This window comes from Bradyrhizobium sp. 160, assembly GCF_023073735.1.
Classification (GTDB): domain Bacteria; phylum Pseudomonadota; class Alphaproteobacteria; order Rhizobiales; family Xanthobacteraceae; genus Bradyrhizobium.
The window spans coordinates 261257-280987 of record NZ_JADPKD010000083.1 but is presented as its reverse complement, the minus strand read 5'-3'; the positions used below and the strand labels follow the sequence as shown (position 1 = coordinate 280987).

Genomic DNA, 19731 nt, shown 5'->3' with positions numbered 1-19731 from the left:
CGGAGATACAATGCCAGCCCCAGGCCAAAGCCCCGAGCGGAATGCGAAGGCGCTGCTGCTCGAAGGCGTCAATGATAGCGCAGTCGACCTATTCAAAAGCGCGGGCTTCACCAATGTCGAGCGCCTGACCAAGGCGCTGGACGGCGAGGATCTCCGGCGGGCGCTCAAGGGCGTGTCGCTGCTCGGCATCCGCTCGCGCACCCAGATCACCGATGAGGTGCTTGGGGCCGCCGACCAGCTTCTCGCGGTCGGCTGCTTCAGCGTCGGCACCAACCAGGTCGATCTGACGGCGGCGCGCAAGCGCGGCATTCCCGTGTTCAATGCGCCGTTCTCCAACACGCGCAGCGTCGCCGAGCTCGTGATCGGCGAGATCGTGATGCTGCTGCGGCGGATCTTTCCGCGCTCGGCGTCGGCGCATGGCGGCGGCTGGGACAAGTCGGCGACCGGCAGTCGCGAGGTGCGCGGCCGCACCCTTGGCATCGTCGGCTACGGCAATATCGGCTCGCAGCTCTCGACGCTCGCCGAGGCCATGGGCATGCGCGTGATCTATTTCGACCGCACCGACAAGCTCCGTCACGGCAACACCGAGCCGGTCGAGAGACTGGAGGAGCTGCTGGCGCAGAGCGACGTCGTCAGCCTGCACGTGCCCGAGACGCCGGAGACCGCCGGCATGATCGGCGAGAAGGAGCTGCGGGCGATGAAATCAGGCTCGTTCCTGATCAACAACAGCCGCGGCACCGTGGTCGATCTCGATGCGCTCGCGCGCGCCTTGCGCGACGGCCATCTCGCTGGCGCGGCCGTCGACGTGTTTCCGGTCGAGCCGTCCTCGAACGCGGATCGCTTCAACAGCCCGATGCAGGGCCTCGAGAACGTCATCCTCACGCCGCATATCGGCGGCTCGACCGAGGAGGCGCAGGAGCGGATCGGTGGTGAGGTTGCGCGCAAGCTGGTCGACTATTTCATCACCGGCTCGACCATGGGCGCGGTGAACTTCCCGGAGGTGCAGTTGCACTTGCGGCCCTCTGGCGCGCGCTTCAGCCACGTCCATCGCAACGTACCCGGCATGCTGCGGCGCCTGAACGAAGTCTTTCTCCAACGCGACATCAACATCGCTGCGCAATATCTGGAGACCGCCGGCGATCTCGGCTACGTCGTGCTCGATGCCGACTTGGCCGGTCAGGATTCGGCAGCGCTGCTCCAGCAGATCCGCAGCCTCGAGGGCACGGTCGGCGCGCGGCTGGTGTTCGAGCACTAGCGCATCATTGACGGCCGGCGGTAGGTCGCCTTCAATGCGGCCTCCTGACGGATCGAACGAGAACAGAAAACAGGGGGAACCATGGCGCAAATGCGTGCGAAGCTCCGTGCGCTGCTCGTAGGGACGGCGGCTGCATTGATTGCGGGTAGCGCCTCGGCGGCGACGCTGACAGACGACGCCGAGACGGTCTGCAACGGTCTTGTTGGCGGCACTGATGCGGTGAAGATTGATTCCGCGACATTGCTGGCGCCGTCGCAACTCGCCGTCGCCGAGCGCGGGCCGACCCCGTCGGGGCGCATCACGCCGGCCAATCCGCGCTTCTGCAAGGTGCTCGGCCACATCGATCCCACCGACCCCAAGGCGCCGCCGATCAAATTCCAGGTCAACCTTCCCGCCGAATGGAACGGGCGCTCGCTGCAATATGGCGGCGGCGGTTTCAACGGCGTGCTGATCACCGGCCTTGCGCTGCCGCCGGCCTATCCCTTCGACAAGCCGTCACCGCTCGCGCGCGGCTTCGTCACCTATGGCACCGATTCCGGCCACGAGACCAAGCAGGGCGAGCCGCCGCAGCTGTTCGCGCTCAACGACGAAGCGTTCGAGAATTTCGCCCATCGCGCCTACAAGAAGGTGCGCGATGCTGCGGTTGCGCTGATGCAGCGCGCCTACGGCAGGAAGCCGGACAAGATGTACTTCATGGGCTCGTCCGAAGGCGGCCGCGAAGGCCTTACCATGGCGCAGCGTTATCCCGACGATTTCGACGGCATCTTCGCCCGCGTCCCCGTCATCAACTGGGTCGGCTTGCAGCATGCCGGCACCCGCTCGGGCCTCGTGACCATGGGCGAGGGCTGGATCAATCCGGCGCAGGTCAAGCTCGTCGGTGATGCCGTGCGCGCGGCCTGCGACAAGGCCGACGGCTCCGACGATGCGCTGGTGCAGGATCCCGTTTCCTGCAAGGCGGCGTTCAAGGTCGAGACGCTGCGCTGCGCGGCGGGCGAGAGCGGCGATCAGTGCCTCACTGACGCGCAGATCAAGGCCGTCAACACGCTGCACGCGCCCTACAAATTCCCGTTCGCGCTCGCCAATGGTCTCGACGATTATCCGGGCTGGGGCGTCTCCGGCGAGGACACGCCGGCAATCGGCCCGACCGGCGGCTGGGTCGCATGGTGGCTCGGCACCGCGCCGCCCGCGCAGCCGCCTGCGCCCAACAACGGCATCGCCTGGATCTACGGCGCCGGCGGCATCCAATATGTATTTGCGCGCGATCCCAAGCTCGACGTCACGACCTACAAGGTTGAGGAGCACAAGGCGCGGCTGCTCGAGATCTCCACGCTGATGGACTCGACCGATCCCGACCTTAGCCGCTTCCGGATGCGCGGCGGCCGGCTGATCATGCTCGAGCACATGGCCGACTATGCGCAGAGCCCCTATGCCGGCATCCGCTATTTCGACAGCGTCGAGCGCAAGCTCGGTAAGGCGGAGACCGCGGAGTTCGCGCGGCTCTACACCGCGCCCGGGGTCGACCATGTCGGCTCCGGCGCGCCGGCCAATGTTGACATGCTGAACGTGCTGGTCGACTGGGTCGAGCAGGGCAAGGCGCCCGGCGATCTCGAAGTCGCCGAGCAGAAGGTCGAAGCGCCGTCGTTCGCGACGCTGCGCGCGATGCCGCTGTGCCGCTGGCCGGCCTGGCCTCATTACAAGTCGGGCCCGGTGACGGAGGCCTCGAGCTTCACCTGCGCGCCGTAAACGCTCAGTCCAAGCCCGCCACTTCGGTGGGTAGGCGTTATCTCGTCGCCATCGCCTGTGCGCCTCCGAGCAATTGCGCATTGAGTTTGCCGCCGGAGAACAACATGTCGTCGAGCGCCTCGTCGATGTCGGCAGACACGACGGAATTGCCACCGTCTCGCGCGAGGCTCCCTTGCGCAAGCCGTCGCATCAATTCCTTGATGAAGGCACAGCTCGTGCCCTCACTGCGGCGGGCCGCTTCTGCGATGATTGCATCGTCGAGCGGCAGCCCCTTGCCGTAGAGCCGGACCAGCTTGCCGCGGCCGGTCTCGTCCGGCAGCGGGACTTCGATGGCCTGATCGATGCGGCCCGGGCGGCCGGCGAGGGCGCCTTCGAGGTCCTCAGGCCGGTTGGTGGTCAGGACGAACAGGATGTCCGCGTCCTCCTTCAGCCCGTCCATCTCGTTGAGCAACTTGTTCAGCATGGATTCTTCGCACGGCCCCATGTCGTCGCGGTCGCGGGCGATGAGATCGACATCCTCGATAACGACCATCGACGGCTGGAGCAGCCGTGCCAGACTCATATAAGCGCCGAGAAGCCCGATTTGCTCGGCGGTGATGATCAGTGTCGTGTGCCCGGGCAAATGAGTTGCCAGATAGCGGATCGTATGGGTCTTGCCGGTGCCCGGCGGTCCGTAAAGCAAGATGCCCTTACGTGTCGACTGGCCGAGCCGGCGCAATTGATCTCGGGTGTTGACGAAAGTCAGAACGTTGCGATTGAGCAGCCGCAGGGTCTGTTCGGGCAGGATCACCTCATCGCGCGCAACCGGCGGCAGCCGATGCACCGTGATGCCGCGCGAGCGGCCGCGATAGTCGGAATCGGCGTCGAGGGACAGGATCTTGCCGCGATAGCTGCGCGCAGCTTGCACGGCCTGCTCCAGCTCGCCAAAACACTGCTGCACGAGTGCCGCGCCCGCGGTGCCTGCCGGCACGAGGATCTCGATCCGAATTCCCGGTTCTCGGCTGTATTCGCGGTGGGCACACAGCAAGACCGCGTAACGAAGGCCATCCTGCTCGCACAGCCAGAGGCCGTTATCGAGACATTTGACCGGGCTCTTCTCGCCGACATCCACGTCGGAATATTGCAGCGGAGCAATCGCGAGCGCATTGCGGCCATCGCGGAGGAGCCGTGAGATCGACAGCGTTTCGTAGCGCTGTTCTTCGTTCAGCCCGAACAGCCGGATCGACTTGCCGAACAGTCCCTCGATCGCTGCCTGGACATCGACCCGCATATGGCCGGGAAACTGGCGGATGGTGGTCACGAGATTGCTACGCGAGACGTTGGCAAAATGCCAGTCAAGCACGTCGCAAGCGTATTCGAACTCCTCTTCCGGCTCTTGCGGTGTGTTCACGGTGTCTGCTGCGCGAATGCAGTCGCTGCACAGCCAGACCGTGCGGCTCCCGATCCGAACATCGGTCTGTCCCTCAGGCTTGCCGCAGAGCTCGCAGGGGGTCTTAATCTCTTCAAGCGTGATCCTCAGCGGATGTTGGCCGAGCCAGATATATTGCTGAGCCGACTTGAACAGCGCCTCGGCGACCGATTGCGGGTACGGACCGCAAGTGGCCTTCTCCTCCCGCTCGACCCGCGCTATCACCGCGGCCGCTTCACGCTCCGATTTGCCAAAAACCTGGCGGAGCAACCCGATGACAAACTCGTCCGGCGTTTCGTCATCATTGTGAATCACGAGCTGAGCCGGCTCGCGCTCGCCGCGCGCATCCTTCGTCATGAAATGATCCTATTGCAACCAAAACGAGTGAAGAACAAATATGGAACATAAAGGAGGGCGGCCGTCAAGCGCCAACGGGTGCGTCAAATTCCCGATGGAATTTCAATGCGCCATCCCACTCGCCGCCTTCGTGCCGCGTCGGCTTGACGATCGGCACGACCGCGATCGCCATGGCCATGCCGCATCGGCAACCCCTCTTTGACAACGCGATTGGCCTCGCATTATATATTTCGTATGCGAAATAAGGAAGCCGCAGCGAGCCACCATCGCCTGATCTACCTGCTGAGCGTCGCGCAACGCCGGTTGCAGCGCTGGATGGCGGCTCGCCCCGAGAGCGAGGTCACGCCGGCGCAGGCCGGGCTGCTGTTCATTCTCGGCAAGCAGGATGGTGTGCTGATCGGCGAGGCGGGCGCGGCGCTGGATCTTGGCCCGGCCGGTATTTCCGGCCTGGTCGATCGCACGGCAGCCGCCAAACTGATCGAGCGGCGGGCCGACCACGAGGACGGGCGCGCCTGGCGGATCTGGCTGACGCCGAAGGGGCGCAGCGCGCTGGCGCAGGCGAAAGCAGGCGCGGCGGAGGTCAACGCGGCGCTGACGGAGGGATTTACGGCTGCGGAGATCGACATCGTCGCACGCTGGCTGATGAGCATTCAGGACAAGTTTCCAAGAGGAGCAGACGAATGACCGAGCACGTCCGGATCGAGAACAACAGCGGAATTCTTACCCTCACGCTGGCGCGCCCCGACAAGAAGAACGCGCTGACGGACGCGATGTACGGCAAGCTCGCCGACAGTATCGAATCCGCCGAGTTCGATCCGTCCGCTCGCGTGATCCTGATCCGCGGCGAGGGCGACATGTTTACTGCCGGCAACGACGTCGGCGAATTTGCCGCGGTTGCAGCGGGCAAGTCGGAAGGCAGCCGCAACGTCGTGCGGTTCATTCAGTCGCTGGCACGTTGCACCCGGCCGCTGGTTGCGGCGGTGCAGGGCCGCGCCGTCGGCGTCGGCACCACCATGCTGCTGCATTGCGATCTCGTCGTGCTCGCCGACAATGCGCAATTGTCGACGCCCTTCGTCAGCCTCGCGCTAGTGCCGGAAGCGGCCTCCAGCCTGTTGATGCCGGCGCGGATCGGCTACGCCCGAGCTTACGAGATGTTCGCACTTGGCGAGACCGTGCCGGCGCAGGCCGCGCTGGAATGGGGCCTCGCCAACCGGGTGGTGCCGCTCGACACGCTCGATGCCGAGGCGCTTGCGCTCGCGCAGCGCCTGGCCCGCCAGCCGGCCGGTGCGCTCATCGCCACCAAGAAGCTGATGCGCAATGGCGAGGCGCTGGTTGCGCAGCTGAACGCGGAGGGCGAGCAGTTCGCGCAGCGCCTGCGTACCGCCGAAGCGCGCGAGGCATTCACTGCCTTTGCCGAGCGCCGACCGCCGGATTTCACCAGGGTTGCGTGAGGGAACGCGGCCTGCCGCAGGCGCAGCGGGCACAACCCAGGTATTCGATTAAAGCCTTAACCAAACCTTGGCATGTCGCGGTGCAAGGTGGCTGCTCGTGAAGAGTAGGCCCCCGACCCATGGCAATGTTTAAGAAATCGGTAAGCTCGCTTCTCCTGACTTTGATGGCCCTGCTGGCCGCCGGCGCGCTGGCCAGCACGGCGATCCAGATGTTCGGGGCCTTCGGCCGCTACAGCGACAGTCTGGAGACCGAACGGCTTGCGAACGCGGACAAGGCGATCTTCCAGGGCGTGCTGTCCTTGCGCAACAATCGCGGCGATGCCCAGAGCGCGCTGCTCGGCGAGGACGATCCGCGTGCCAAGCTCGGCGCCGCCGAAAAGGCAGAGCAGGCCGGCTTTGACGCCATCATCGCCGCGCTCTCCACCGTGGAATTCGGCCGGCGCGACGAGCTCGCAAACACCTTGAAGCAGCGCTGGAGCGAGGCCGCGCCGAAATTCCAGCTGTTCTACGAGGAGGCCCGGCTGCCGCGCGGCGAGCGCAAGGTGGAGCGCACCGCCGCCTGGTACGATTCCGTCACGAAGGTGATCGAGACTGCCAATCTCGCGTCCACGGCGGTGTCGAACCGCGCCTGGATGAACGATCCTTTCATCGCCCGCATGATCCAGGCTCGCCGCCTCGCCTGGCAGGTGCGCGACCGCTATGGCATCCAGTGCTCGACCCTGCGCCCGAACGTCAACAGCTCCAAGCCGCTCGACGAGACCCAGAAGCAGACCGTGGCCAGCTGGAACGGCATCGTCAGCGCCGGCTGGACCGGCATGGAGGAGCTGCTGGCTGCGCCCGACGTGACGGCGGACCTCGCCAATGCGGCCAAGGAGGCACGGGCCAAGACCGATGGAGTGCTCAAGCAGATCGGCGAACTGACCAAGAACCTCGACGGCAGCGGCCGCCCCGCGATGCCCGCTTCGGAATGGAACGCGTTGTGCCAGTCGCCGTTCGCGTCCATCGTCGCTGTCGCGAACAAAGCCCTCGACCAGTCGATCGCGCGCGCGGAGACCGTTCAGAATAAAGCCCTCACCAATCTGATCGTGCAGTCGCTGGCATTCCTCGTGGCGCTGGCCGTGACCCTGGCCGGTGTGTTTGTGGTGCGCAATCGCCTGATGCGCCCGGTGCGCGCCATTCTCGACGCCATCGCCCGCATCAGCGCACGCGACTATGCGACGCCGGTGCCGCAATCCCGGCATCCTGACGAGTTCGGCACCATGGCCGCCGCGCTCGAAAGTCTGCGCGAAAGTGCTGCGACCGCCGAGCGCCTCGGCCGGGAACGCGAATCCCAGCAGGCGCTCCAGCTCGCCCGCTCCGGCACCGTCGATTCCGCCTGCCACAGCTTCGACGACACCGTGCAGGCTGTCATCCAGAGTGTTGCGGCCTCGACGCGGGAGCTCGATGACACCGCCAGCGGCGTGCGCTCGCTGGTCTCACAATCGAGCAGCCAGACCGCGGCGGTCTCCTCCGCGGCCGAGCAGGCCACCAACAATCTCGAGACCATCGCGGCGGCGACCGAGGAGCTCTCCGCGTCCGTCGGCGAGATCTCCGCGCAGGTGCAGGCCAGCGCTCGCGAGGCCCGCGAAGCCGTGTCGCAGGCCGCGCAGACCAACGCGACCGTTGAGATCCTCGACCAGACCGCGAGCCGCATCGGCGAGGTCGTGAAGATGATCAACGCCATCGCCGGCCAGACCAACCTTTTGGCATTGAACGCCACGATCGAGGCCGCGCGCGCGGGCGAAGCCGGCCGCGGCTTTGCCGTGGTCGCCGGCGAGGTCAAGAGCCTCGCGGCGCAGACGGCGACCGCGACGGAAGAGATCTCGCGTCAGGTCGAGGAGATCCAGGGCGCGACGGGCCAGGCCGTTGCTGCCATCCGGTCGATCGGCGGCGCCATCAGCGGCATCGACGAGAAGATGACGGCGATTGCCGCGGCCGTCGAGCAGCAGCGCGCGGCCACCACCGAGATCTCGCGCAACTTCCAGCAGGCCGCACAAGGCACCCGCGAGGTCACCGACACCATCGGCAGCGTCGCCAGGCTCAACCAGGAGACCGGCAACGCCGGCACGGTGCTGTCTCACTCCGTCAAGAAGATGTCGGCTGACGCCGATCGTCTCCGCGTCGCGGTCGAGGGCTTTTTGGGAGCGGTGAAGACCGCGTAGTTTCGCCTCATTCCTGATTTCCAACGTCGCGCCTTCGGCATTGCCGCAGGTCGCCGCGGCGGGTACATCTGTGCCGCCTCGCAGCGTGTGCGCGGCGCCAGACGTAAGACACATCAGGGATGGAGAGTTCGATGCCGGTCACCCCACACAAGGCCCAGCGCCCCTACCGCGGCGTGTTCCCGGTCGCACCCACCATCTTCGACGAGCGCGGCGAGCTCGATCTCGAAGGACAGCGCCGCTGCATCGATTTCATGATTGACGCCGGCTCGCACGGCATCTGCATCCTCGCCAATTTCTCCGAGCAGTTCGTGCTCACCGATGCCGAGCGCGAAACCGTGATGCATACGGTGCTGGAGCATGTCGCCGGGCGGGTTCCCGTGATCGTCACCACCACGCATTTCAGCTCGGCCGTCTGCGCGGCGCGCAGCAGGCAGGCCGAGGCGGCCGGCGCCGCCATGGTGATGGTGATGCCGCCCTATCACGGCGCGACCTTCCGCGTCCCCGAGAAGGGCATCGTCGAATTCTTCAAGGTGCTCTCGGGCGCGATCACCATTCCGATCATGATTCAGGATGCGCCCGTTGCCGGCACGCCGCTTTCGGTCGAGCTGCTTGCGCGGCTGTCGCGCGAATTCTCCAACATCCGCTATTTCAAGATCGAGGTGCCCGGCGCTGCCGCAAAGCTGCGCAGCCTGATCGATGCGGGTGGCAAGGACATCGAGGGCCCCTGGGACGGCGAGGAGGCGATCACGCTGCTCGCCGATCTCGATGCCGGCGCCACCGGGGCGATGACCGGCGGCGGTTATCCCGACGGCATTCGCCAGATCATCGATCCCTATTTCGCCGGCAAGCGCGAGGAGGCCAAGGCGGCCTACGAGCGCTGGCTGCCGCTGATCAATTACGAGAACCGCCAATGCGGCCTGATCGCCTGCAAGGTCATGATGCAGGCCGGTGCCGTGATCAAGTCGGACACGGTGCGCCATCCGCTGCAGCCGCTGCATCCGGCGACGCGCGCGGGGCTGCTGGAGCTGGCCAAGGAGCGCGACGCGCTGGCGCTGCGGTGGGGGAAGTAGGGCTCTCCACCGTCGTTGCGAGAAGCGAAGCGACGAAACAATCCAAACTGTTTCGGCGGAGAAAGTCTGGATTTGCGTCGCTTCGCTCGCAACGACGGGTCCGCCCATTTCGGCTGAAGGCGTCGAATTAGCGCGGTTCGGGTGGTTTCCCGCTGCCCGGCGATGACATATTGTACGTTCGCCAACCAGGCCTGCGGAGAATCCAGGACATCGCGTAACAGCTCTTCTTTTGCCGCTATTTCGAGCCAGGTTGGCGTGAACCGACGGAACAGGGAGGCAGTGCCATGACGATGAGGCCGGATCCCACCTTTCACGCATCGCCCAAGCTTGCGATGGAAGCACCAGCGGAGAATTTTGCTTACACGCTGTTGCTCAGTCCAGATTTCTCAAAACCTGATGCTCTCGCGGTCATCGACGTCAAGCCGGGATCGCCGACCTACAGCCAAATCGTCCATACCGTGACGATGCCCAACAAGGGCGATGAGTTTCACCACTTCGGCTGGAATGCCTGCTCCTCCGCCTTGTCGCCGCTCGCGGGACATGCCTTCATCGAGCGGCGCTATCTCATCATCCCCGGACTGCGCTCGTCGCGGATCTACATCATCGACACCAAGCCAGGTCCGACCAAAGCCAAGATTCACAAGATCATCGAGCCCGAAGAAGTCTTCAAAAAGACCGGTTACTCGCGGCCGCATACCATCCATTGCGGGCCGGACGGCATCTATGTGAGCACGCTGGGCGGCGGCGGCCAAGACGGCACCAACGGCCCTCCGGGCGTTTTCATCATGGATTGCGAGACGTTCGAGGTCCTGGGACGATGGGAGATCGACCGCGGTCCGCAGACGTTGCACTATGATTTCTGGTGGAACCTGCCGCGCGACTACATGGTGACGAGTGAATGGGCGTTGCCGCCGCAGTTCGAGAACGGGATCGTCCCGGAAGATCTGCTTGCGAATAAATACGGCCATCGTCTCCACTTCTGGGATCTTCGAGCCCGTCGCAACGTCCAGACCATCGACCTCGGCGCCAATCATCAGATGGCCCTGGAGGTGCGGCCCGCGCACGATCCGGTTCGCGAATACGGCTTCGTAGGCGTCGTGGTCGACACCACCAATCTCGAAGCATCGATCTGGACCTGGTGGCGCGAAGGCGGGACATTCCACGTGGAGAAGACGGCGACGATCCAGCCGGAGCCCGCGCCAAAGGAGAAGCTCCCGCCGCTGCTCCAGGGCTTTGGTGCTGTGCCGCCTCTGGTGACCGATATCGACCTGTCGATGGATGATCGCTTTCTCTATGTCTCGTGTTGGGGCACGGGTGAAATGCGCCAGTACGACGTCAGTGATCCGCGAAAGCCGAAGCTTGCAGGCTCCGTCCACATCGGCGGCATCGCGCGCCGCACGCCACATCCGAACGGCAAGCCCTTTGCGGCAGGTCCGCAGATGGTCGAGATCAGCCGCGATGGCAGGCGCGTGTACTGGACCAATTCGCTCTATTCCACCTGGGATGACCAGTTCTATCCCGACGGAGTTCCGGGCGTGGAAGTCATGGCCAATGTCGGTCGCGACGGCGGTCTCGAGCTCCACAAGGATTACTTCGTAAGCTTCCCCGACGGATATCGTGCGCACCAGATCAGGCTGGAGGGCGGCGATTGTTCGACGGACTCCTTTTGCTACCCGTCGGCCTAGATTGGGGACAGGCGAGCCCGGCGCCTGGCTGGCTTTGGCTCGCTCTTGTTGCGAGCGGCTTCTATCACGGGGTCAATCCGGGCATGGGATGGCCGCTCGCCGTTTCGGCCGGGCTCATGGACAAGAGCCCGCGCGCGCTCTTCCGTGCGTTGTGGGCCCTCTCGGCCGGGCATCTCCTGGCAACGCTTCTCGTGCTGCTGCCGTTCGCGCTGCTGCTCGTGCTGGCCGAGTGGCAGCGTTCGATCCAGATCAGCGCGAGCCTTCTCGTCATCGGCTTCGGCGTCTATCGGCTGATTGCGCGGCGCCATCCCCGCACGCTGGCACGAATTCCGCCAACGCAATTGGCGCTCTGGTCGTTTGCCGTTGCCATTGCTCACGGCGCCGCCTTGATGCTGGTGCCGATCTATCTCGGTCTCTGCCAGGCTTTTGGACTCGATGCCGGCCATGCCGCTGCCGGCGCGCTGATGAAGGCAAGTCTTGTGAAGGCAAGTCTCGGGATGGCGGTGCTGGTCTCTCTGGTGCACGTTGCCGCCATGATCAGCGCGGGCGGATGCCTGGCGTGGCTGGTCTACCGCTATCTGGGATTGAGGTTTGTCTCCCGAAGCTGGTTCAACCTGGATGTGATCTGGGCGACCAGCCTCATTGTAGTTGGGATTGTGGCGCTCGCCTTCAATCTTGCGAGCTGGCGCTGAAATCTACTACGTCAGAGCCCACTCGCCGACGATGCGGAAGCGCGATGCGGCATCATGCTGCCGAAACAGCGCGATGCGGTCGATCGCCAACGTGTCGAGACCGAGCGCTGCAAACCGGGACCGCAGCATCTCGATAATCGGTCCGCGCCGCTCCGCATCCAGCCGGCCGGTCAGGGTCATGTGGAAGCGGAACTCCTCCATCACATAAGGATAGCCCCAGCGATCGAGATAATCGCGCTGCCGTTCGCTCAGCTTCTCGGGCCTGCGTCGTGCGCGGTCTTCCGCCGTCAGGGCCGCACGAAAAGAATCGAAGTCGCGGGCGCAATCGGCGGCGAGCTGCCCGAGCGCGCCGACAGGCTCGGCCGGAATGACGGCGATGAAGCCGCTGATGGCATCGACGACCGGTCGTATCGCCGGAATTGGTCGCTCCTTACCAGCAAATGCCGCGCAGGCCGCCGCGAGCTCGGCCTCGCTCTTGCCCGGCGCCAGCATCATCGGCGCCTTCAGTGTGGCGTGAAAGCCGTATTTGCGGGGATCGGCGCTGATATCGCGCCAGTCCGGCGCGACATCCAGTGCCTCGCGCGGAAACGGCACTTCGTCGCCGCTGTAGGCATCATAGCCGAGCAGCTCGGCGCCGAAGCGGGAGAGGGCGCTGTCGGCGCCGGCCGCAAAATAGATCGCGTAGCGGGGAAAACCTGTCATCGCCTCAGCATAACCAATCTAAGCCGCAACGACAGCCTCGCGCGGCGCCGCCGCTGCCGCAAGCAGCCGCGTCGCATCGGTGAGATGCACCAGCTTGCCGCCTGATATCACGGCGATCAGCCGCGGCCGCAACTCCACGCTGTCGTCGACCAAAAGAATGTCGGCGCGGCGCCCTTGCGCGATGGCGCCGCGATCGGTAAGGCCGGTTGCACGCGCAGGTCCGGCAGAGACCAAATCCCAGGCCTGCTCCAGCGGCAGCACGCGGTCGGCGGCGAGCCGGAATGCGGCCAGCAGCTGCGCCGGATAGTAATAGTCCGAGGCCAGCACCGAGCAGAGACCCTTGGCGACCATGTCCGACGCTCTGGTCCAGCCGGTGTGACTGCCGCCGCGCACGACGTTCGGGGCGCCATAAACGATGGCGTCGCCGTGGCTTGCTGCCGCCCGCGCTGTCTCCTCGTTGATCGGAAACTCGGCGATCATCGCACCGAGATCGCGAAACTCCTGGCGCATCGCCGGCGTCGCATCGTCATGCGAAAGCATCCGCACCCCGGCGGCGCGGGCCGCCGCCGCGAGCCGCGAGAGCGACGCCGGAACGTCGGCGGCGCGCGCCACCACACGTTCGACCAGCCGGTCAAATTCCTCGCTCGACAGCCCGGTGCGCTCCACCATGCGGTTGCGCTTGCGCGGCTTGGCCATATCGGCAAGCGTGCCGTCCATGTGGTCGTTGAAGGCGAACAGGTCGACGCGGCCTTCCGCGAGCCACTGGCTGATCTCGGTCTCGGCATCGAGATTGTAGGTCTCGTGCCGCAGATGGAAGCGGGTGTCGGCGGCGAATTGCGGACGCTGCCGCTCGATCGCCTCCATCAAGCCGCGCGCATTGCCAGCGCTGCGCAGGCCAGGCTCCCACGAACAGGTCGTGGCGTGGAACACCGTGGTGATGCCGTTGCTGATCGCCTGACGATCACTGTCGGCGAGCGCGACGTCGATCGGGAAATCGACGCCGGCGCGCGGCATCATCTGGCGCTCGAAGGCATCGCCATGCAGATCGACGATGCCTGGCAGCACCAGCAGGTCGCGCGCATCAATCGCGAGCCGCGCGCGGCCGCGAGGGACATCGACCAACGCAATGTCCGTTCCGGACACGAGAAGTGAGGTTTCGACGAGCTCGGCGCCGATCAGGGCCCGGCCGCCTTCAAGGAAAATGTCTGTCACGCGACCGCGCTTGGTTTGCTGGCAGGAGGACCGGTGAAAGAGCTCGCCCGTGCTTCGTATGTCGCGAGGAAATCTTCAATCCCGAGCTTGCGGAAATCGGGCAGCGCTTCACGCAATTTGTCGTGATCCCAGTCCCACCAGGCGAGCTTGGCGAGCCGGCCGGCGATCTGCTCCGAGAACCGCCGCCGCACGATGCGCGCCGGATTGCCGGCGACGATGGTGTAGGCCGGCACGTCCTTGGTCACGATAGCGCCCGCCGCGATCACCGCGCCGGTGCCGATATTGCGGCCGGGCAGCACGATCGCGCCGTGGCCGATCCAGACATCGTGACCGATATGGACGTGATGTTGACGGCGCCAGTCGAAGAACTCGGTGTCGTCGCTCTCGCCTTCGAAATAGGCGCTTGAACGGTAGGTGAAATGCGCCTGGGTCGCACGATGCATCGGATGATTGCCGGGATTGATCCGCGTCATTGCCGCGATCGAGCAGAACTTTCCGATGGTGGTGTAGGTGATCTGGGCATCGTTGACGACATAGGAGTAATCGCCCATCGCCACGTCATGCAGTACGGTGCGCGCGCCGACCTCGGTGTAGGCGCCGAGCCTGGCCTCGTGCAGCTTGGCCGAGGGATCAATGGTCGGCTGAATCGAAAGAGCTCTGGCGGCCATGTTGCATCCGAAGCGCGAGGGTGGGGCATTTTTCTTGGAGCGGCTTGATGACAATGCTTTGATGACAACGTCATGACGTGGCGATGACAGGGGATGACGTGTGTTGGATCGCCGCACCGCAACGCGGATGTCACACAAGTGTTAAGCGCCAGCGTTAGCGGTGGGTTCAGTTAATCTGGAGCCCTGCATGCTGGTGGTGGAAGGTCTGACGTGTCGCTTCGGCGCAAAGGCCGCGGTGGACGACGCTTCGTTTCAAGTTTCCCCGGGCGGCTTCGTCGGTGTGATCGGACGCTCCGGCGCCGGCAAGTCGACCCTGCTGCGGACCATCAACCGCCTGGCGACGCCGACCGCGGGCCGCATCCTGTTCGATGGCACCGATGTCACCGCGCTGCGCGGCAAGGAGCTGCGGCAATGGCGGGCGCGCTCGGCGATGATCTTCCAGCAGTTCAATCTGGTCGGCCGGCTCGATGTCCTCACCAACGTCCTGATGGGACGCCTCGCAACGATGCCCGCCTGGCGCTCGCTGTCGCAGCTCTGGCCCGAGCAGGACAAGGCGCTGGCGATGTCCGCGCTGGAGCAGTTCGACATCGCTGCGCTCGCCGCCCAGCGCGCCGACCAGCTCTCCGGCGGACAGCAGCAGCGCGTGGCGATTGCCCGCGCCCTGGTGCAGCAGCCCGACATCATCCTCGCCGACGAACCGATTGCCTCGCTCGATCCGCGCAACACCAAGATCGTGATGGATGCGCTGCTGCGCATCAACAAGCATTTCGGCATCACCGTGCTCTGCAATCTGCATTCGCTCGATCTGGCGCGCAGCTATTGCGACCGCCTGATCGGCATGGCGCAGGGCCGCGTGGTGTTCGATGGCGCGCCGGCCGCGCTGACCGATCACGTGGCGCGCGAGCTCTACGATCTCGAGGCTGCCGACGTCATGGGCGGCATGCCCATCCCGGCGCCCGAGGGCGTCCCGGCGCTTGGAACGGCGGCTGCCGCCTGAGCCTCGCCCGATTAGTTCAAGTCTTTTGCGTCAACCGACCCCAACCGACGAAGAGGGTATCATGATCACTCGCAGATTAATCCTTGCCGGCGCCGCCGCGCTCGCGCTTGCCACCTCCGCCTCGGCGGACGACTGGAAAGCCAAATATCCCGAGCTGACCTTCGCGGTCATTCCAGCGGAAAACGCTTCGGGCGTCACTGAGCGCTGGGCGCCGTTCATGAGCTATCTCTCCAAGGAATTGGGCGTGAAGGTCACGCTGCGCATCGCCAACGACTACGCCGCGGTGATCGAGGGCCAGCGCGCCGGCAACATCCATATCGCGAGCTATGGCTCGGCCTCGTTCGCCCGCGCCCGTCTGACCGGCGTCAAGACCGATGCCTTCGCCAACGACATCAACGCCGACGGCTCGACCGGCTATTATTCCGTGTTTTTCGTCAAGGCGAGCAGCCCCTACAAGAAGGTCGATGACCTCAAGGGCAAGAACCTCGGCCTCGTCGACCCGAACTCGACCTCGGGCAACAACGTGCCGCGCTTCGAGCTGGACAAGATGGGCATCGCCGACGCCGACACCTATTTCGGCAAGGTCGTCTTCACCGGCAGCCACGAGAACGCGATGCTGGCGCTGGCGCAGGGCACGGTCGACGTCGCCGCCAACCAGTGGACCAGCGATGACGATTCGACGCTGGCGCAGATGCTGACCAAGGGCATGTTGAAGAATGCCGACGGCTCGCCGATGAAGAAGGACGATTTCCGCATCATCCATAAGTCGGCGCCGATCATCAACGGCCCATACGCCTACAACTCGGACCTGCCGGACGACGCCAAGGCGGCGATCGCGAAGGCGTTCTTCGACGCGCCGGCCAAGGACAAGGCGGCCTTCGATCGCCTCCAGGACGGCCAGAAGAAGGGCTTTCATCCCGCCACCAACAAGGACTGGGATGGCACGATCGAGCTGATCAAGTTCGTCGATGCGCTGCGTAAGAAGAAGGCGTCCTGAGTTTGGGACGATGCACTGGAGCCGGGTCGATGGACCCGGCTCTTTCTCTTTGATCGACCACTTGTTCTGACCAGATGACCGTCGCGGTTTCGATCCTTCCCGAGCAGCAGCTTGCGGTGCTCAACGCCGCCTATCGCCAGGCGGTCGCGCGCAAGCGTTGGCGCCTGCTGTTGGGAGCCGGTATCTTCGCAGGTGCGCTGGTCCTCGCCGCGATCGGCGCCGAAGTGAATTTGCGCACGCTGTTCACCTATTTCGGCAACTTCATCAGCTATTTCGATCGCATCCTCACGCTCGACAACGGCCAGCGGGTCTGGACCGATCTCGGCGAGTGGCTCTGGGGCTGGCGCAAATGGCTGAGGATGCTGGGTGAGACGCTGCTGATCTCCTATGTCGGCACGCTGATCGGCGCCACCTTCGCCTTTGCCCTGAACTTCTTCGCGGCGGAGAACACTTCGCCTGCGCCCTGGCTGCGCTTTACGGTGCGGCGCCTGCTCGAATTCGCCCGCACCGTTCCCGGCATCGTGTTCGCGCTGATCTTCGTCATCGCCTTCGGGTTAGGTCCGATGGCGGGTGTGCTCGCGATCGCGATTCACTCCACCGGCGCGCTCGGTAAGCTGTTCTCGGAGATCGTGGAGAATGCTGACATGAAGCCGGTCGAGGGCGTCCGCTCGACCGGGGCGAGCTGGCTGTCTTGCATGCGCTTTGCAATCGTGCCGCAGGTCACCGCAGGTTATGCCAGCTACGCGCTGCTGCGCTTCGAGATCAACGTTCGCGAAGCCTCGGTGATGGGCTTCGTCGGCGCCGGCGGCATCGGCCAGGAGCTCGTCGTCGCCATCCGCAAGTTCTATTACTCCGACGTCAGCGCGATCCTGCTCACCATCATCGTGACCGTCTTCATCATCGACATCACCACCGGATGGCTGCGCGGCCGGCTGTTCGGCAAGGAGGCGCGGACGTGACCGGGCCGCAGCAAGTCGAGTCGCGAGAAATCCGCGCCCGCTATCCCGATGTGTTCGACCGGCCGGCCTCGGCGCGGCTTGCAACGCCCGCGATGATCGTCGCGGCGTTCGCGATCCTGATCTATGGTCTGGTCGATCTCGATTTCTCGCCGTCACGATTCCTCGCAGGCCTCAGCCAGCTCGGCTGGATCAGCCTGATGATGATCCCGCCCGATCCCGGCTCCTCGTTTCCGGTCTATCTGAAGGCGCTGGGCGAGACGCTGTCGATCGCGCTGCTCGGCACGACGCTGGCGGCGCTGTTCGCGCTCCCGGTCAGTCTGCTGGCCGCGCGCAACGTGGTGCCGTCGAAGATCCTGCGCTTTCCCGTTCGCCGCTTGCTGGATTCGATCCGCGGCGTCGACACGCTGATCTGGGCGCTGGTGTGGATCAATGTGGTCGGGCTCGGCCCGTTCGCCGGCGTGCTCGCCATCGCCGTGTCGGATTTCGGCGCCTTCGGAAAACTGTTCTCGGAGGCGATCGAGGGCGCCGACCAGAAGCAGGTTGAAGGCATCCGCGCTTCCGGCGGCAGCGCGCTGCACGAGATTCGCTTCGGGCTGCTGCCGCAGGTCCTGCCCGTGATCGCCGGTCAGGTGCTCTATTTCATCGAATCCAACACCCGCTCGGCCACAATCATCGGCATTGTCGGTGCCGGCGGCATTGGCCTCCAGCTCGCCGAGCAGATCCGCGTCTTGGAATGGCAGAAGGTGTCGTTCCTGATCCTGATGATCTTGGTTGCGGTTGCCGCGATCGATTTCATTTCCGGCAAGCTGCGCTTTGCGATTATCGGACGAAGGGCTATCGCTTAACTCAGGTGCGGCCGCAGTCTTCTTCCCTTCTCGCCTTGTGGGAGAAGGGGGCGCGAAGCGCCGGATGAGGGATCCGTCTCCGCGCATTCAAATGAGAGCTGGACTCGCGGAGAGGACCCCTGACCCGTCTCGCCGCTGTGCGGCGAGCCACCCTCTCCCACAAGGGGAGAGGGGAAGAGGGCTCACCCGTTCTCCACCAAAAACTCCACCCGCTCCGCCGCGAACCGCGAGTGCTTTGTCACCAGCGGTCTGCCGCCGAGATCGTGGTCGGTGGCATCGACCACGAGGATCGGTCGTCCCAGTGCAAGATCGAGCCGGGCGGCGTCGGTCGCGTCGACGATGCCGGCCGTTATCCGGGTCGCGCCGCGGCGGTAGTCGCGGATGCCGTAGTGCTCCAGCAACTTCGTCATCGAGCGCGTCGCGGCGAACACGGCGCCTGCGCCCGGAAACAACTCGGCCGACAACCACGTGGTGGAGACGCAGATCGGCGTGCGATCGGCGAGGCGAATCGCCTCGATCCGCACCAGCGGCGCGCCGGCCTTCAAGCCGAGCTCGCGCGCCAGCTCCCGGGTTGCGACGTCATTGGAGGTCTCGATCAACTGGCCGCGCGGCTCGCGGCCGCCGGCGCCGACGATCTCGGAGAACCGGGTGCGCGAGCGCAGCGGATAGGCCAGCTTCTGCGCCTCGACATAGGTTCCGCTGCCGCGCTCGGCCCGCACCAGGCCGCGCTCGGCCAGCGCGGCCAGCGCGCGCCGCACGGTGTGGCGGTTCACGCGGTAGGTTTCCGCGATCTCCATCTCGCCCGGTAATTTGTCGCCGGCGGCAAAGCGGCCGTCGGCGATACCGCGCTCGATGCCGTCGGCGATGAGGCGCCACAGCGCGACGCCCGAAGATGCAGTGTCTTGCATGCTCATATCGCTGGTCAGCCTAGCTGAGAAATCACGCCTTTGTCACGAAACAGTCATGGCGCTCCTTTATGAAGTTGTCTAGTATCATAGACAACTTAGAATCGGCAAGTTCGGTGGATTTGGTGACCCAGCAGAATGACCAGCAAGCCCAGCGCAAGGCCGCGATGGCCGTGCTGGCGCACGCGGAGGCGGGCGAGATCGCCGCCCGCCTCCGCACACTCGCCCTGCCGGCCCATCAAAATCTGCGCGAAGGCGAAAACGGTCTCGTCATGCTGCGCGGCCGGGTCGGCGGCGACGGTGCACCGTTCAACCTCGGCGAAGCCACGGTCTCGCGTGCGGCGGTCCGGCTTGCCAGTGGCGAGGTCGGCTTCGGCTACACACTCGGCCGCGATGGTGAGAAGGCGCGGCTGATCGCGCTGTGCGACGCGCTGGTGCAGTCCAGCGATTTTGGCGCAGCCGTCGAGCGCGAAATTATCGCGCCGTTGCGCGAGCAGCTTATGACGAGGCGCCAGCAGGCAGCGGCGAAGACTGCCGCGACGAAGGTTGATTTCTACACCATGGTGCGCGGTGAGGGGTGAGAT

At 65.0% G+C, this 19731-nt stretch carries 18 protein-coding genes; 13 read left to right on the top strand and 5 right to left on the bottom strand.

All coding sequences use genetic code 11. The annotated features are described in order from the left end of the window. The first annotated feature begins 10 nt into the window (after window positions 1-10). On the top strand, window positions 11-1255 hold the full coding sequence (gene serA, locus IVA98_RS35300; protein WP_247302821.1) for a phosphoglycerate dehydrogenase: 1245 nt from the start codon (window positions 11-13) through the stop codon (window positions 1253-1255). Between the two features lie 81 nt (window positions 1256-1336). After that, window positions 1337-2998 carry a tannase/feruloyl esterase family alpha/beta hydrolase gene (locus tag IVA98_RS35295; RefSeq protein ID WP_247302822.1) on the top strand — a complete coding sequence of 554 codons (1662 nt, stop codon included), beginning with the start codon at window positions 1337-1339 and terminating at the stop codon, window positions 2996-2998. 37 nt (window positions 2999-3035) lie between these two features. Here IVA98_RS35295 and IVA98_RS35290 read toward each other — a convergent pair whose 3' ends face one another. Then, window positions 3036-4763 carry an ATP-dependent Clp protease adaptor ClpS gene (locus tag IVA98_RS35290; RefSeq protein ID WP_247334934.1) on the bottom strand — a complete coding sequence of 576 codons (1728 nt, stop codon included), beginning with the start codon at window positions 4761-4763 and terminating at the stop codon, window positions 3036-3038. A gap of 234 nt (window positions 4764-4997) precedes the next feature. On the opposite strand from IVA98_RS35290, the gene IVA98_RS35285 reads away from it, so the two are divergent. The 6 genes from IVA98_RS35285 to IVA98_RS35260 all read left to right on the top strand — a co-directional run bounded on the left by IVA98_RS35285 (window position 4998) and on the right by IVA98_RS35260 (window position 11862). Continuing rightward, window positions 4998-5447, top strand: a complete 450-nt coding sequence (locus IVA98_RS35285) for a MarR family winged helix-turn-helix transcriptional regulator (protein ID WP_247302828.1) — start codon at window positions 4998-5000, stop codon at window positions 5445-5447. Then, a complete protein-coding gene (locus IVA98_RS35280) occupies window positions 5444-6214 on the top strand; it encodes an enoyl-CoA hydratase (RefSeq protein ID WP_247302831.1) in 771 nt (256 codons plus the stop codon). The genes IVA98_RS35285 and IVA98_RS35280 overlap by 4 nt, the downstream gene beginning before the upstream one ends. A 119-nt stretch (window positions 6215-6333) precedes the next feature. Further along, complete coding sequence (locus IVA98_RS35275) at window positions 6334-8415, top strand: methyl-accepting chemotaxis protein (protein ID WP_247334938.1); 2082 nt, start codon at window positions 6334-6336, stop codon at window positions 8413-8415. A gap of 131 nt (window positions 8416-8546) precedes the next feature. Then, window positions 8547-9485, top strand: coding sequence for a dihydrodipicolinate synthase family protein (locus tag IVA98_RS35270; protein WP_247302834.1), 939 nt, complete (start codon window positions 8547-8549; stop codon window positions 9483-9485). A gap of 284 nt (window positions 9486-9769) precedes the next feature. Then, window positions 9770-11170 (top strand): selenium-binding protein SBP56-related protein, encoded by a 1401-nt coding sequence (locus tag IVA98_RS35265; protein ID WP_247356723.1) that lies wholly within the window; start codon window positions 9770-9772, stop codon window positions 11168-11170. A gap of 83 nt (window positions 11171-11253) precedes the next feature. Then, the gene (locus IVA98_RS35260; protein ID WP_247302884.1) at window positions 11254-11862 is read left to right on the top strand and encodes a hypothetical protein; all 609 of its coding nucleotides are present in this window, start codon (window positions 11254-11256) and stop codon (window positions 11860-11862) included. A 6-nt stretch (window positions 11863-11868) separates the two neighbouring features. Here IVA98_RS35260 and IVA98_RS35255 read toward each other — a convergent pair whose 3' ends face one another. Genes IVA98_RS35255 through IVA98_RS35245 form a run of 3 tightly spaced genes read right to left on the bottom strand, consistent with a single transcriptional unit; the run spans window position 11869 to window position 14444 of the window. Beyond that, window positions 11869-12564 (bottom strand): DUF1045 domain-containing protein, encoded by a 696-nt coding sequence (locus tag IVA98_RS35255; protein WP_247302838.1) that lies wholly within the window; start codon window positions 12562-12564, stop codon window positions 11869-11871. An 18-nt stretch (window positions 12565-12582) separates the two neighbouring features. Then, window positions 12583-13776: an alpha-D-ribose 1-methylphosphonate 5-triphosphate diphosphatase gene (locus tag IVA98_RS35250; RefSeq protein ID WP_247302840.1), complete on the bottom strand. Its 1194-nt coding sequence runs from the start codon at window positions 13774-13776 to the stop codon at window positions 12583-12585. Next, window positions 13773-14444, bottom strand: a complete 672-nt coding sequence (locus IVA98_RS35245) for an LbetaH domain-containing protein (RefSeq protein WP_247302842.1) — start codon at window positions 14442-14444, stop codon at window positions 13773-13775. The genes IVA98_RS35250 and IVA98_RS35245 overlap by 4 nt, the downstream gene beginning before the upstream one ends. Window positions 14445-14631: 187 nt before the next feature. On the opposite strand from IVA98_RS35245, the gene phnC reads away from it, so the two are divergent. The 4 genes from phnC to phnE (IVA98_RS35225) all read left to right on the top strand — a co-directional run bounded on the left by phnC (window position 14632) and on the right by phnE (IVA98_RS35225) (window position 18242). Then, window positions 14632-15441: a phosphonate ABC transporter ATP-binding protein gene (phnC, locus tag IVA98_RS35240; protein WP_247334941.1), complete on the top strand. Its 810-nt coding sequence runs from the start codon at window positions 14632-14634 to the stop codon at window positions 15439-15441. 61 nt (window positions 15442-15502) lie between these two features. Further along, window positions 15503-16438: a phosphonate ABC transporter substrate-binding protein gene (phnD, locus tag IVA98_RS35235; RefSeq protein ID WP_247302846.1), complete on the top strand. Its 936-nt coding sequence runs from the start codon at window positions 15503-15505 to the stop codon at window positions 16436-16438. A 74-nt stretch (window positions 16439-16512) separates the two neighbouring features. Further along, entirely contained in the window at window positions 16513-17397 is an 885-nt protein-coding gene (gene phnE / locus IVA98_RS35230; protein WP_247302848.1) for a phosphonate ABC transporter, permease protein PhnE, read from the top strand. Next, complete coding sequence (gene phnE, locus IVA98_RS35225) at window positions 17355-18242, top strand: phosphonate ABC transporter, permease protein PhnE (RefSeq protein WP_249817377.1); 888 nt, start codon at window positions 17355-17357, stop codon at window positions 18240-18242. Before phnE (IVA98_RS35230) ends, phnE (IVA98_RS35225) begins: the two co-directional genes overlap by 43 nt. Before the next feature lie 182 nt (window positions 18243-18424). On the opposite strand, the gene phnF is transcribed toward phnE (IVA98_RS35225), so the two are convergent. Beyond that, entirely contained in the window at window positions 18425-19156 is a 732-nt protein-coding gene (phnF, locus tag IVA98_RS35220; protein ID WP_247302851.1) for a phosphonate metabolism transcriptional regulator PhnF, read from the bottom strand. A gap of 107 nt (window positions 19157-19263) precedes the next feature. Here phnF and phnG point away from each other — a divergent pair, with 107 nt between their 5' ends. Then, entirely contained in the window at window positions 19264-19728 is a 465-nt protein-coding gene (phnG, locus tag IVA98_RS35215; protein ID WP_247302853.1) for a phosphonate C-P lyase system protein PhnG, read from the top strand. Window positions 19729-19731: the final 3 nt, after the last annotated feature.